The sequence below is a fragment of the Nonomuraea sp. NPDC049684 genome (genome assembly GCF_044465345.1).
Lineage (GTDB): Bacteria > Actinomycetota > Actinomycetes > Streptosporangiales > Streptosporangiaceae > Nonomuraea.
The window spans coordinates 145,272-157,571 of the sequence record NZ_JBITLO010000019.1 but is presented as its reverse complement, the minus strand read 5'-3'; the positions used below and the strand labels follow the sequence as shown (position 1 = coordinate 157,571).

General features: G+C 75.3%; 12 protein-coding genes. 7 read left to right on the top strand and 5 right to left on the bottom strand.

Going from position 1 to position 12,300, the window contains the following annotated elements; genetic code table 11:
- The first annotated feature begins 15 nt into the window (after window positions 1–15).
- From ACIBST_RS42055 to ACIBST_RS42040, 4 genes are read left to right on the top strand one after another with little or no spacing between them, the layout of a single operon-like run.
- A complete protein-coding gene (locus ACIBST_RS42055) occupies window positions 16–741 on the top strand; it encodes an ABC transporter ATP-binding protein (RefSeq protein WP_397179138.1) in 726 nt (241 codons plus the stop codon).
- Window positions 738–3,137, top strand: a complete 2,400-nt coding sequence (locus tag ACIBST_RS42050) for an FtsX-like permease family protein (RefSeq protein WP_397179097.1) — start codon at window positions 738–740, stop codon at window positions 3,135–3,137. Before ACIBST_RS42055 ends, ACIBST_RS42050 begins: the two co-directional genes overlap by 4 nt.
- 40 nt (window positions 3,138–3,177) lie before the next feature.
- On the top strand, window positions 3,178–4,368 hold the full coding sequence (locus ACIBST_RS42045; protein ID WP_397179096.1) for a sensor domain-containing protein: 1,191 nt from the start codon (window positions 3,178–3,180) through the stop codon (window positions 4,366–4,368).
- A complete protein-coding gene (locus tag ACIBST_RS42040; RefSeq protein ID WP_397179095.1) occupies window positions 4,356–4,997 on the top strand; it encodes a response regulator in 642 nt (213 codons plus the stop codon). Before ACIBST_RS42045 ends, ACIBST_RS42040 begins: the two co-directional genes overlap by 13 nt.
- Before the next feature lie 10 nt (window positions 4,998–5,007).
- Here the strand turns inward: ACIBST_RS42040 and ACIBST_RS42035 are convergent, their stop codons facing one another.
- Together ACIBST_RS42035 and ACIBST_RS42030 are read right to left on the bottom strand one after the other, a co-directional pair.
- Window positions 5,008–5,910 (bottom strand): aldo/keto reductase, encoded by a 903-nt coding sequence (locus ACIBST_RS42035; protein WP_397179094.1) that lies wholly within the window; start codon window positions 5,908–5,910, stop codon window positions 5,008–5,010.
- A gap of 1 nt (window position 5,911) precedes the next feature.
- Window positions 5,912–6,937: a hypothetical protein gene (locus ACIBST_RS42030; RefSeq protein ID WP_397179093.1), complete on the bottom strand. Its 1,026-nt coding sequence runs from the start codon at window positions 6,935–6,937 to the stop codon at window positions 5,912–5,914.
- An 85-nt stretch (window positions 6,938–7,022) separates the two neighbouring features.
- Here ACIBST_RS42030 and ACIBST_RS42025 point away from each other — a divergent pair, with 85 nt between their 5' ends.
- Window positions 7,023–7,619 carry a TetR/AcrR family transcriptional regulator gene (locus ACIBST_RS42025; protein ID WP_397179092.1) on the top strand — a complete coding sequence of 199 codons (597 nt, stop codon included), beginning with the start codon at window positions 7,023–7,025 and terminating at the stop codon, window positions 7,617–7,619.
- 7 nt (window positions 7,620–7,626) lie between these two features.
- On the opposite strand, the gene ACIBST_RS42020 is transcribed toward ACIBST_RS42025, so the two are convergent.
- Together ACIBST_RS42020 and ACIBST_RS42015 are read right to left on the bottom strand one after the other, a co-directional pair.
- Entirely contained in the window at window positions 7,627–8,208 is a 582-nt protein-coding gene (locus ACIBST_RS42020; RefSeq protein ID WP_397179091.1) for a GNAT family N-acetyltransferase, read from the bottom strand.
- Window positions 8,209–8,276: 68 nt separating this feature from the next.
- Window positions 8,277–9,485, bottom strand: coding sequence for an aromatic acid exporter family protein (locus ACIBST_RS42015; RefSeq protein WP_397179090.1), 1,209 nt, complete (start codon window positions 9,483–9,485; stop codon window positions 8,277–8,279).
- An 88-nt stretch (window positions 9,486–9,573) separates the two neighbouring features.
- On the opposite strand from ACIBST_RS42015, the gene ACIBST_RS42010 reads away from it, so the two are divergent.
- Together ACIBST_RS42010 and ACIBST_RS42005 are read left to right on the top strand one after the other, a co-directional pair.
- The gene (locus tag ACIBST_RS42010) at window positions 9,574–9,903 is read left to right on the top strand and encodes a cupin domain-containing protein (RefSeq protein ID WP_397179089.1); all 330 of its coding nucleotides are present in this window, start codon (window positions 9,574–9,576) and stop codon (window positions 9,901–9,903) included.
- Between the two features lie 146 nt (window positions 9,904–10,049).
- Window positions 10,050–10,526, top strand: coding sequence for a hypothetical protein (locus tag ACIBST_RS42005; protein WP_352363651.1), 477 nt, complete (start codon window positions 10,050–10,052; stop codon window positions 10,524–10,526).
- On the opposite strand, the gene ACIBST_RS42000 is transcribed toward ACIBST_RS42005, so the two are convergent.
- Window positions 10,492–12,288, bottom strand: a complete 1,797-nt coding sequence (locus ACIBST_RS42000; protein ID WP_397179088.1) for a glycoside hydrolase family 15 protein — start codon at window positions 12,286–12,288, stop codon at window positions 10,492–10,494. The genes ACIBST_RS42005 and ACIBST_RS42000 overlap by 35 nt on opposite strands.
- Window positions 12,289–12,300: the final 12 nt, after the last annotated feature.

The window sequence follows — 12,300 nt, the reverse complement described above, 5'->3', positions numbered from 1 at the left end:
TTCGTGAGGCCCGTCATGGAGGCGGTCGTCACGCTGGAGCGGGTGAGCAAGACCTACGGTGACGTGGTCGCCCTCGACGACGTCTCGCTGGCCTTCCCGCGCGGCCGGTTCGTGGCCGTGATGGGGCCGTCGGGCTCGGGCAAGAGCACCCTGCTGCAGGCCGCCGCGGCCCTGGAGCCGCCGACGTCCGGCGAGATCACGATCTGCGGCGTCGAGGTCACCCGCATGTCGGAGACCCGGCGCACGGAGTGGCGCAGGAAGCACCTGGGCTACGTGTTCCAGTCCTACAACCTGCTGCCCACCGTGACCGTCGAGGACAACGTCACGTTGCCGTTGCGGATGGCCGGGGTGCGCCCGGACCGGGCCTGGCTCGGCGAGCTGGTCGACCGGATGGGCCTGCGCGACCGCATGCGGCACCTGCCCACGGAGCTGTCGGGCGGCCAGCAGCAGCGGGCGGCGATCGTCCGGGCCCTGGCCGCGCGCCCGGACGTGGTGTTCGCCGACGAGCCCACCGGCGCCCTCGACCTGCGCAGCGCCGCCCACGTGCTGGACCTGCTGCGCGAGCTGGTCGACGACCTGGGCCAGACCGTCGTCATGGTCACCCACGACCCGGCCGCCGCGGCCCGCGCGCACGACACCGTGGTCATGGCCGACGGGCGGGTGCTCGACGTCCTGCCCGCTCCGACCGCCGAGGACCTGGCCGTACGGCTGGCGCGGCTGAGCGGGGAGCGGGTCTCGTGATCAGGCTCGCGCTGGCGCTCGCCAAGGCGGGCGGGCTGGTCGTGGTGTTCGCGGCGGTGCTGGGCGGGATGGCGCTGGTGACCGGGACCGGCGTGCTGGTGGACTCGGCCTTCCGCGCGCAGCCGCCCCTGCGGCTGTCGGGCGCGGACGTGCTGGTCTCGGCCCGGCAGGCGATCCCGCTGAAGGAGGAGCCGGACATCGCGCTGCCCGAACGCGCCAGGATCCCCGGCTCGCTGGTCGCCGCGGCGTCCGGGGTGCCCGGCGTGGCGGCCGTGGCCGGCGACCTCGCCTTTCCCGCCGCCGTCGGGTCCGGGACGGCCGGGCGGACCGCCGACCCGGCCACTGCCGGGCACGGCTGGTCGTCCCTCGCGCTGAGCGGCCGGATCACCGCCGGACGGGCGCCGCGCGCCGCCGACGAGATCGCGGTGAGCGGCGCGCGGGTCGGCGACCGGCTGCGGCTGACGGCGGCCGGCACGCCGGGCACCTACCGGGTGAGCGCCGTGGTGGACGCCCCTGGCGTGTACTTCACCGACGCCGTGGCCGCCGACCTGGCCGCCAGGACGGCGGGCCGGGCGGGGACGGTGGACCTCGTCGCGGTCCGCGCGGCGCCCGGCGTCTCCCCCGAGACGCTGGCCGCCCGGCTGAAGGCCGGCCTGGGCGACGGCTACGCCTACGCCACGGGCCGGGACCGGGCCGACGTGGAGTCGCCGGCCGCGGCGGCCGGTCGCGGGCTGCTGCTGATCCTGCCCTCCTCGATCGGCGGGATCAGCCTGCTGGTGGTCGGGTTCGTGGTGGGCGGCGGCCTGGCGCTGTCGGTCAACCGGCAGCGCCGCGACCTCGCCCTGCTGCGCGCGGCCGGCGCGACGCCGCGTCAGGTGCGCAGGCTGGTGGCCGTCCAGGCCGCGGCGGCGGCGCTGCCGGCCGTGCCGTTCGGGGCCGCGCTCGGCTACTTCCTGGCCGCCCGCTTCGGCGAGCTGCTGGCCGGGATCGGGCTGGTGCGCCCGGACCAGTCGCTGGTGTACGGGCCGCTGCCGGCCGTGGCCGCGACGCTGCTGCTGCTGGGCGTCACGCGGGTGGCGGCGTGGGCGGGGTCGCTGCGGGTCTCGCGCATGCCGGTGGTCTCCGGGCTGCCCGAGCCGCGCACGCCGTCGCCCGCGCGGACCCGGGCGGGGCTGCTGCTCATGCTCGGCGCGCTGGCGCTGTCCGTGACGCCGCTGTTCATGCGGGGCGAGGCGGGCATGATCGGTCCGGGCATCGCGTCGATCGTCGCGGTGATCGGCCTGGCGCTGGCCGGTCCGCGGCTGGTGCAGGGGGTGGCCGGGGCGGTGGCCGGGTCACGGCTCATGGCGCGGCTGCCCGGCCCGCTGTGGCTGGCGGTGCACAACTCCAACGGTTACGCGCTGCGCACCGCCGGGGCCGTGGCCGCCCTCGGCATGGTCGTCACGCTCGGTCTCAGCGTGGTGCTCTCCCAGACCACGATGGAGCGGGCGCGCGCCGACGAGGTCGCCCTGGGCCTGCGCGGTCTCGTCACGATCACCGCTCCGGAGCTCGGCGGCGTCCCCCGCGACCTGCTGGACGACGTGCGGTCGCGGACGAAGGCGGCGGGCATGGCGATGACGACCGTGGTGACCGAGCCGCTGCTGACCGGCGACAGCCCCGCCCTGATGGCCAGGCCCGCCATGGCGCTCGGCCCGGACGCCGAGGGCCTGGTCGACCTGGACGTCGCGGACGGCGGCCTGTCCGGCCTCAAGGGCGCGGCCGTCGCCTTGGAAGCGGGCCTGGGCCAGGTGGGCCAGAGCATGGACGTGATCATGGGCGACGGCGCGCGGGTGCGGGCGCGGGTGGCCGCCACCTACCGGCGCGGCCTCGGGTTCGGCCCGATCGTGGTCTCCCGCGACCTGGCCGCCGCGCACACCACGAGCGGCCTGGACAGCGCGGTGCTGGCCCGTCCTGCCGACTTCGGCGACCTCGCGCGCCGCCCCGGGCTGCGCTTCGACGGCGACGCCGAGGGACCGCAGGCCGCCATGGCCTCGGCCCAGACGCTGGTGAACGTGGCCGTGCTCGCCGTGCTGCTGGGCTACGTGCTGGTGTCGGTGGCCAACCGGCTGGTGGCGACGACGACCGCGCGCCGGGAGGAGTTCGCCGGGCTGCGCGCGATCGGGCTGACCCGGCGTCAGCTCAGGCGGGTGGTGCGGTGGGAGGCGCTGCTCGTCGGCGCGGGGGCGTCGGTGTCGGGGCTGGTGCTGTCGGCGGTGCCGCTGGTGCTGCTGAGCGTGGGCTTCCTGGCCCGTCCGCTGCCCGCCGGGCCGTTGTGGCTGGTACCGGCCTCTATCCTGGCAGTGATGACGATTGTGTCCCTCGCCATGGAGCTACCCGCCCGGAAGATCATGACGTGACGTGAAAGCTCTGTGGCGGTTCGTTCGGTATCACTTGATCGTGTTCGCGTCGGCCCTGGCGGCGATGGTCTGGCTGGCGGTGCTCGTCGCGGGCGTCCTGCTCGTCCCGGTGGGCGGGGCGGGGCTCGTGCTGGTGCCGCGCATGATGGCGGTGCTCCACCGGTGGACGGAGTGGCAGCGCGCGCAGGCCGGCGCGGTGCTGGGGGTCGCCGTGCCGGCGCGCCCGGCGCCGCCCGCCGGGACCGGGGTGCGCGACCGGTGGCGGGAGCTCCTCACCGGGACGCGGGCCAGGCGCGACCTGCGCTGGACGGCGCTGCACGTCGTCGTCGGCCTGCCCGCCGCGCTGGCCGCGCTCGGGGTGGCCGGGCTGCTGGTGAACCCCGTGCTGGAGGCCCCGCTGTGGTGGCTGTTCCCCGCCGACGAGCCGTTGCGGCTGCTGGTGGCCTTCCCGGTCACCGGGTGGCAGCAGGCGATCGGCATGGGCGTCGCGCAGGTCGTCCTGGCCGCGCCGCTGGCCTGGTGGGCGCTGCCGCGGCTGGCCCGGGTGCACGCCCGCGCCTGCCTGGCCGCGCTCGCCCCCTCGCAGGCCGACCGGCTGGCCGAGCGGGTCGGCGAGCTGACCGAGAGCAGGTCGAACGTCCTCGACGCGCACGCCGCCGAGCTGCGCCGCATCGAGCGCGACCTGCACGACGGCACCCAGGCCCGGCTGGTCGCCATCGCGATGCGGCTGGCCATGGCCCGCGAGGCGCTCGACGACGACGGCGGGCCCGTCGGCCGGCTGCTGCAGGACGCGCACGAGGGCACCGAGGAGGCGATGACCGAGTTGCGGCAGGTGATCCGCACGATGTACCCGCCCGTCCTGGCCGACAGGGGGCTGGCCGGCGCGGTGGCCGCCGTGACGGCCAAGGCCGGCCTGCCCGTCGAGACGGACGTCAGCGGCCTCGGCGCCGTGCCCGCCGCGGTCGAGACGGCGGCCTACTTCATCGTGGCCGAGGCGGTCACGAACGCCACCAAGCACAGCGGCGCCGGCCACGTCACCGTACGGCTGGCGTCCGGCCGCGTGCTGCGCATCGAGGTCTGCGACGACGGCAAGGGCGGCGTGGACGAGAGCCGCGGCACCGGCGTCACCGGCATCCGCAGGAGGGCCGCCGCGCTCGACGGTACCTTGTCCATCGACAGCCCTCCCGGAGGGCCCACCCGTCTCGTCGTGGAGCTGCCGTGCGCGTCGTGATCGCCGAGGACAACGTCCTGCTGTCCACGGGGCTGGAACTGCTCCTGAACAGCAAGGACATCGACGTGGCCGCGGTCGTGCCGGACGCCGCCGGCCTGCTGGACGCCGTCACCGAGCACCGGCCCGACCTGGTGATCGCCGACGTGCGGCTGCCGCCGTCGTTCCGCGACGAGGGCATCAAGGCCGCCGTCGCCCTCCGGCGCGCCGACCCCGCCCTGCCCATCCTGGTCCTGTCCCAGTACGTCGAGCGCATCTACGCCCGCGAGCTGCTGGCCCACGGCTCCGGCGGCGTCGGTTACCTGCTGAAGGACCGGGTCAGCCGGGTGAGCCAGTTCGTCGAGGACGTCCGCCGGGTGGCCGCGGGCGGCACGGTCATGGACCCCGAGGTCATCGCCCAGCTCATGGTCGGGCGGGGCCACGGCCTGGACAGCCTCACCGGCCGGGAGCGGGAGGTGTTGTCGTGGATGGCCCAGGGCCTGAGCAACACCGAGATCGGCGAGCGGCTGACGATCACCGACAACGCGGTGCACAAGCACATCGGCAGCATCTTCGCCAAGCTCGGCCTGGCCGTCTCGGACGGCGGCCACCGCCGGGTGCTGGCCGTCCTCACCTTCCTCGACGACCAGTGACCCGCCTCCGCTAGACCGGGCCCAGGCGGGCGCGGACGGCCGCGTCCACGTCGGGCGGCAGCGGCCCCTTGCGGGCGGCGGCGACGTTGGCCCGCAGGTGCTCCGGCCGGGCCGAGCCGACGATCACCGAGTGCAGCTCCGGATGTCCGAGGATGAACCGGAGCAGCAGTTCGGTCACCGGCGCGCCGTCCGCCAGCTCCTCCAGGCGGGCGGCGGCGAGCCGGGCGTGGCGTTCGGCCAGCGGCCGGCGCACCGGCTCGGGCACGGCCGCGGGCGGCGGCGCGAGCGAGCGGGCCACCGCCCCGCGGGCGACCGTGCCCGCCCCGCTCGCCGCGGCGGCCCCGACGAGCCCTTCGTGGGAGCGGTCGAGCGCCGAGTAGGGCAGCAGGAACACGTCGAACGCGCCCGTCGCGACGTGATCGGGAAGGTGCGGCAGCTCCCCCGACATTCCGGTGAAGCGGATCAGGCCCTCGTCCTTCAGTGCCAGCATCCCGGCGATGGTGTCCTCGGCCTCCATCATGGCGAGGCTCGGGCTGAGGTGCACCATCAGGACGTCGAGATGGCCGGTGCGCATCCGGCGCAGGCTCCGCTCGACGCCCGCGCGGACGTTCGCCCTCGTGTAGTCGTGCGCGGGGTCGCCGTCGGCGAGGGAGCAGCCGCACTTGCCCGCCAGGACGAACTCGTCGCGGCGGTGGGCGATCCAGCGGCCGATGTGCTCCTCGGCGTCGCCGTAGTCGGGTGCGGTGTCGATGAGGTTCACCCCGGCGTCGAGGGCCTCGTTCAGCACGGCGCGGGCCGCGTCGTCGGACACCGGCGGGCCCCAGGCGCGGGGGCCGCGCAGCTCCATGGCGCCGTAGCCGAGGCGGCTCACGCGCAGGCCGGTGCGGCCGAGTGTGGTGGCGGGGAGCGTCACGTCAGTGCTTGGCGTAGTGGCCGGCGACGGCGGCGAAGGCGGCCTTGGGGTCCCAGGGCAGGCCGGGGTAGGCGGTGCCGGCGCGGTCCTCGTAGACCTTGACGACGCCGTAGCTGGCCAGGTCCAGGTCGTCGCGGGGGTCGCCGTCGGGGCGGTGCGGGTGGTCGCGCAGCGCGAAGGTGAACACGAAGGTGCTGTCCACGCCGGCGGCGTCGAAGAGCTCCAGCAGCTCGCGCACGTACGCGGCCTGGCCCTCCTCGTCGCGGGCGTGCTCGCCGGTCAGCCGGAGGGGCTCGCGGGTGCCCGGGGCGTACTCGACGATCTCCAGGCCGAGCGCGCCCCGGTCGCCGGCGCCGCGGTAGGTCGCCGAGCCGAACTCGGTGATCGCGACCGGCCTGCCCTGGGCGACGAGGTCGCGCACGCCCTGCTCGAACACGTCCACGATCTCGGCCGAGCGGTAGAGGTCCACGGAGACGAGGTCGAACGGCGTCCAGTCGACGCCTTCGAGCGGCACGGAGGCGTAGGTCACCCGGCCGCCGAACCGCTCGCGCACGACGGCCACCGCCCGCCGCAGGAAGTCGTTGACCCCCGCGCGGACGCCGCCGACCAGCTCGCGGACCTGGTCCGGACGGCTCAGCAGGGCGACCCGCTCGTCGATGTCGTCCCCGGGCAGGAAGCCCTTGCTCATCAGGCACAGCTCGGCGCCGGTGACGAAGACCACCTCGGCGCCGCGCCGCCTGAGCCGTTCGGCGCGCTCGGCGCAGTCGGCGAACAGCGCCAGCATCTCCTCCTCGGTCATCTCCAGCGGGTAGGGCGAGAACCAGACCTCCAGGCCGAGGTCGGCGGCGTGCCCGGCGGCGATCTCCAGGCGTTCGGGGTCGCCGCCCATGACGCGGACGGCCGTGCAGTGCAGGTCGTCCCGGATGACGCGCATCTCGCGCGCCACCACGTCGGGGTCGAATCCCGGGTGGCCGATCGTCCCGTTGACGACGAAGCCGGTGTCGTAGCTGATGCCTTTGGCACGCATGGGTGGTCCTCTCACATTTACGGTACTGCCCGTACCTTAACCCATTTGAGGTACGGTCGGTACCCTCAGACCGAGGAGGGTGGCGATGGCCGGGGCAGGCGGGCGGACACGGCGGCGCGGGGCCGCGCTGGAGGAGGCGATCCTGAGCGCGGCGGCCGACGAGCTCACCGAGTCGGGGTTCGCCGCGCTGACCATGGACAAGGTCGCCGCCCGCGCCGGCACCAACAAGAACGCCATCTACCGCCGCTGGCCGGGCCGCCTGGCGCTCGGCGTCGCCGCCTACAAGCGGCTGGCCAGGACGGTCTCGCCGCCCGACACCGGCGAGCTGCGCGGCGACGCCCTGGAGCTGCTGCGCCGGGCCAACCGCTACTGGAGCTCGCCGCTCGGCGCGATCCTGCGCGACCTGATCGCCGCCGCGGGCGGCGCCGCCGAGCTGCTGGCCGAGCTCCAGGAGCAGTCGGACGACGCGGTGGCCGCGCCCTGGCTGGCCGTCCTGGAACGGGCGGTGGCCCGCGGGGAGGCCGCCCCCGGGTCGCTGCGCCCGCGGGTCGCCACGGTGGCCATCGTGCTGCTGCGCAACGAGTTCGTGGTGCGGGGGGCGCCCAGCGCGCCCGACGACGTCCTGGTGGAGATCGTGGACGAGGTCTTCCTGCCGCTGGTCCGGCGCGGCCGGGACGCCTGAGGCGGGCTCACCAGAGCCGGTCGATCTCCCCCGGGTGGAGCTCGACGCGCGCGTGGTGGAACGACAGCCGGTGCGCCCGGCCGTGAGGCGAGGGGAAGTCGCCCATCGTGACCTTGTCGAACCCAGGCAGGTCGCTGGGGAAGGGCGCCTGCGGGGTGCCGCCGACCAGCACCGCGCCGGGGATCACCGACCAGCCGGCGCTCTCGTAGAAGCCCTGGAGCGGCCGGTCGCAGGTGAACAGGGCGACGTCGAAGCCCGCCTCGGCGATGGCCGCGCGCGCGGCGCTCACCAGGCGGCGGCCGTGCCCACGGCCGCGGGCCGCCTTCCTGGTCACGACGGTGCTCAGGCCCGCGGCGCGGAACCGGTGGCCGGCGTGGCCGAGGGTCTTGGACAGGATGTCCAGGGCCGCCACGACCGTGCCCTCGTCGAGCAGGAGCATGGTGCGGGGGGCGAGGGCGGGGTCGTGCGCGGGGCCGCCGCCGTCGGGCGCGGGGAAGTCGTGGCCGGGCCAGGCCTCCCGTTGCAGGTCGCGCACCTGGGCCAGCAGGTCCGCGGGAACGTCCGGCTCGGGGAACGACCTGATGGGCATGGCTCCCGAGTGTGCCGTGCGACGGTTCCCCGGGCAAACCGGTTTCCGCGAGCGCGGGGCCGGGCGGGTCAGGGACGGGTGGCGGGCGAGGAGGGGCGGTTGTCGTCGTCCTGGCCGCCGGGGGTGGCCGCCGAGATGTCGGTCAGGACCGCCAGGATGCGTTCGGCGTCGGTGAGCAGGCTGCCGCTCAGCGCCCAGCCGGCCGGGTGGGCGACCTCGCCGTTCTGGATCTCCGTCGTCATCTGGTCGTGGATGCGGCTCGCCTGCGCCTCCGCCCGGCCGAGCAGGGTGCGGGCCCTTGCGAGGTCCGGGTCGCGCCGCACGGTGGCGGTCAGGGCGTCGCCCAGCAGGTCCAGGAGGTCGGCGTAGTCGCGGGCGTAGTCGGGGCTGACGTCGGTCGTGGGCCCGTCGTGGTGTTCCAGGTGGGCCAGGGCGTGCACGATCGTGTGCACGTGCGCGGCCAGCGTGGTCAGCCGGCGCAGCACCTCCTCGTGGTCGTGCGCGGTCGTGACCGGGTGGAGGCTGTGGCGCAGGTTGTAGCGGCGGCTCTCCGCGCCGTCGGCCACGGCGGCGGCCGCGTCGGCCAGGTGCTCGTCCAGCCGGACGGCCTGGCGTTCCCAGTCGGGCAGCGCCGAGAGGTTCCACTCGTCCCGTAAGCCCTCGGCGACGGAGGTCAGCAGCGCGGCCGTCTCGCGGGCCAGGCGGCGGACGGCCGCGTCGGGCCGGTCGCGGTACAGCGGCGGCCACAGCACGCTGTTGACCAGCGCCCCGCTCAGCGCGCCGATGGCCGTGGCCAGCACGTACGCCAGCAGGTAGCGCTCCTGGGAGGCGGCGGCGAAGGACAGCAGCAGCACGGCGGTGGTGGCGACGTCGGAGCCGTGGTTGCCCATGCGGTGCCAGCGGGCGGCGACCAGCGCGGGCGGCACGACCAGGACCAGGCTGAGCACGCCCAGGCCGAGCAGGTGCCCGATGCTGCCGGCCAGGATGACCCCGGCGCCGACCGCGGCGACCCGGCGCAGGCCGTTGGTGAGCGTGCGGTACACGGTGGCGTGCACCATGATCACCGCGGTGGCGGGGGCGATCCAGGTGGCGCCGAGCGCCAGCAGCCGGCTGGCCGTCAGCCAGGCCAGCACCGCCGCCAGCGTCGCCTTGGCGATCTGCAGCGCCTGCAACCGCTGGTACGACCCCCGCTTGGCCAGCCCGGCGGCCTGCCCGCGCACGTACGACAGCTCCCGCCTGACAGCCGCGGACAGCCGGCCACTCCAGTCACGCCACATGACGTGACATTTGATCACATTTAGGGCAAGCCGCAAGCATCTCCCCACCGGCGGGCCCGCCCGCGCCGGCATGAGAGGATCACCGGCCATGGAGATCATCGACAGCGGCCGGTTCGAGCCCGCCCCGGACGGTTCCGCCAACTTCGCCGAGCACCTGAGCGTGCCCGCGCTCAGCTTCGGCACGTACTCCATCCCGGCCGGCGCCGTGGACGGCCAGTCCCCGCACGCCGAGGACGAGATCTACGTCGTGACCAGCGGGCGCGCCTCCTTCACCGCGGGCGGCGTCACCGTCGAGGTCGGCCCCGGCACCACCCTCTTCGTCCCGGCCCGCGAGGAGCACCGCTTCCACGACGTCACCGAGGACCTGGTGACGCTGGTGTTCTTCGGGCCCGCCTACAGCGGCGTCCCGGCGTCCTGACGCCCGCGCGCGAACTCGTGGGCCGCGACCGCGCCACGAGCGCGCCCGGCTGAGGAGACTGGAGGGCGGGAGCAGCCGGCCGGCCGTTCCCCGCGCGTGACCGTCGCCCACCGTTGCCGCCCGGCCCTGACGAGATGAGAGCCCTCATGACTGTCACCCCCGCCCAGCTGCGCGACCTCGCGCGCCGCGCCCAGGACCTCGCCGCCGAGGTGCGCTCGCTGTGCGACACCGAGCCCGCCGGATCCCCCGAGGGCGACCAGCTCCGGGCCGCGCGGCACGCCGCCGACTGGCTGGACCGGGGCGGCGAGGACCTGCAGCGGGCGGCCGGCGACCTGGCCAGGCTGCGGGCCCAGCGCGAGCAGGTCTGCGGCATGCCGTGGGGCGTCTGCCCCGAGCACGGCAACACCCTGTCCTACCGGGCCAACATCACCGAGTGCCGGGTCTGCCACCGCACCTGGCCGCAGGACCGGGCCGGCCGGCCCTGCCAGGAGCTGGTCCGGTGGAAGGTGACCGACCAGGCCGGGACGGTGACCAGGATGTGCGACGGGCACGTGCTCGGCGCCCGCGCCGTGCTGCACGGGGCCACCTTCACCCGGCTTGATGCCGAGGGCGCCCAGGCCTGAACCTGCCCGACAGGACGGTCGCGGTGTTGATCACCGAGACGTGGCTGTAGGCCTGCGGGAAGTTGCCGACCTGCCGGCGGTGCACGGTGTCGTACTCCTCCGACAGCAGGCCGACGTCGTTGCGCAGGCCGAGCAGCCGTTCGAACAGCTCGCCGGCCCGGCGCCGGCGGCCGGTCGCGGCCAGGGCGTCGGCCAGCCAGAAGGAGCAGGCCAGGAAGGTGCCCTCGCCGCCGGGCAGGCCGTCGACGTCCTCCTCCTCGGCCCGGTAGCGCAGGACGAGACCGTCGTGGACGAGGTCGCGGGCGATGGCGTCCACGGTGCCGACGACGCGCGGGTCGTCGGGCGGCAGGAAGCCGAGGCGCGGGATGAGCAGCAGGGCCGCGTCCAGGCCGGTCGAGCCGTAGTACTGGGTGAAGGTGTTGCGTTCGGCGTCGTAGCCGTGGGCGCAGACGTCCTGGTGGATGCGTTCGCGCAGGGCGCGCCAGCGGTCGACCGGGCCGTCGCGGCCGAACGCCTCGACGGCCTGGATCATGCGGTCGGCCGCGACCCAGGCCAGCACCTTGGAGTGCACGAACGGGCGGCGCGGCCCCCGGGTCTCCCACAGCCCGTTGTCGGGCTGGTCCCAGATGCCTTCGAGGTAGTTCATCAGGGCGTTCTGGAGGTCCCAGGCCTCGTCGTCGATGGCCAGGCCGGACCGGCGGGCCAGGTGCAGGCAGTCGAGGGTCTCGCCGTAGACGTCGAGCTGGAGCTGGCCGGAGGCGGCGTTGCCGATGCGTACCGGCTGGGACGCCTCGTAGCCCGACAGCCAGTCGGCGGTCCATTCCGGGATGCGCCGGCCGCCCTCGACGGTGTACATGATCTGCAGGTCGGCGGGGTGCCCGGCGACGGCCCGCAGCAGCCATTCGCGCCAGGCGCGGGCCTCGGCGTCGTAGCCCGCGGTCATCATGGCCTGGAGGGTGAAGCTGGCGTCGCGCAGCCAGCAGTAGCGGTAGTCCCAGTTGCGCGCGCCGCCCAGCCGCTCGGGCAGCGAGGTGGTGGCGGCGGCGACGAGCCCGCCGGTGGGGGCGTAGGTGAGGGCCTTGAGGGTGAGCAGGCTCGTGCGGACGGCTTCGTCGTAGTCCCCCTGGTAGCCGCACCGGCGGGCCCACTCGCGCCACAGCCGTTCGGTGTCGGCCAGGGCCTCGGGCGGGTCGACCGGTTCGGGGCGCGGCAGCCACGACTGCTGCCAGGTCAGCGCGAACGGCACCCGCTGCCCCTCCTCCACGGTGAAGGAGGCGGTGGTGCGGTGCCGGTCGGCGTCCGGGCACAGCTCGACGGGGGTGCGCAGCCAGGTGGCGTCGCCGCCGGCGACCGCGGCCAGCACGCCGGCCTCGTAGCGCAGCCAGGGGACGTCGCGGCCGTAGTCGAAGCGCAGCACCAGTTCCATGGTCATCTCGACCCGGCCGCGCACGCCCTCGACGATCCGCACGACGTCGGGGGCCTCGCCGCGGGGCGGCATGAAGTCCACCACCCGGACGCCGCCGCCGGGGCCGTCCCAGGTGGTCTCCAGGATGAGGGTGCCCTCGCGGTAGCGGCGGGAGGTGGCCCGGCCGCCGCCGGCGGGGGCCAGGAGCCAGCGTCCGGCGGGCGGGCCGTCGAGCAGCGCGGCGAAGCAGGCGGGCGAGTCGAAGCGGGGCAGGCACAGCCAGTCGATCGAGCCGTCGCGGCCGACGAGCGCGGCGGTGTGCATGTCGCCGATCAGGGCGTAGTCCTCGATCCGCATCGGCGTCCGCTC

Excerpts from the sequence above, each read along its gene's own strand:
- ACIBST_RS42055 (WP_397179138.1), top strand. The coding sequence starts at position 16 with ATGGAGGCGGTCGTCACGCTGGAGCGGGTGAGCAAGACCTACGGTGAC.
- ACIBST_RS42030 (WP_397179093.1), bottom strand. The coding sequence starts at position 6,937 with ATGCGTGCCAAAGGCATCAGCTACGACACCGGCTTCGTCGTCAACGGG.
- ACIBST_RS42025 (WP_397179092.1), top strand. The coding sequence starts at position 7,023 with ATGGCCGGGGCAGGCGGGCGGACACGGCGGCGCGGGGCCGCGCTGGAG.
- ACIBST_RS42020 (WP_397179091.1), bottom strand. The coding sequence starts at position 8,208 with ATGCCCATCAGGTCGTTCCCCGAGCCGGACGTTCCCGCGGACCTGCTG.
- ACIBST_RS42015 (WP_397179090.1), bottom strand. The coding sequence starts at position 9,485 with ATGTGGCGTGACTGGAGTGGCCGGCTGTCCGCGGCTGTCAGGCGGGAG.
- ACIBST_RS42010 (WP_397179089.1), top strand. The coding sequence starts at position 9,574 with ATGGAGATCATCGACAGCGGCCGGTTCGAGCCCGCCCCGGACGGTTCC.
- ACIBST_RS42005 (WP_352363651.1), top strand. The coding sequence starts at position 10,050 with ATGACTGTCACCCCCGCCCAGCTGCGCGACCTCGCGCGCCGCGCCCAG.
- ACIBST_RS42000 (WP_397179088.1), bottom strand. The coding sequence starts at position 12,288 with ATGCGGATCGAGGACTACGCCCTGATCGGCGACATGCACACCGCCGCG.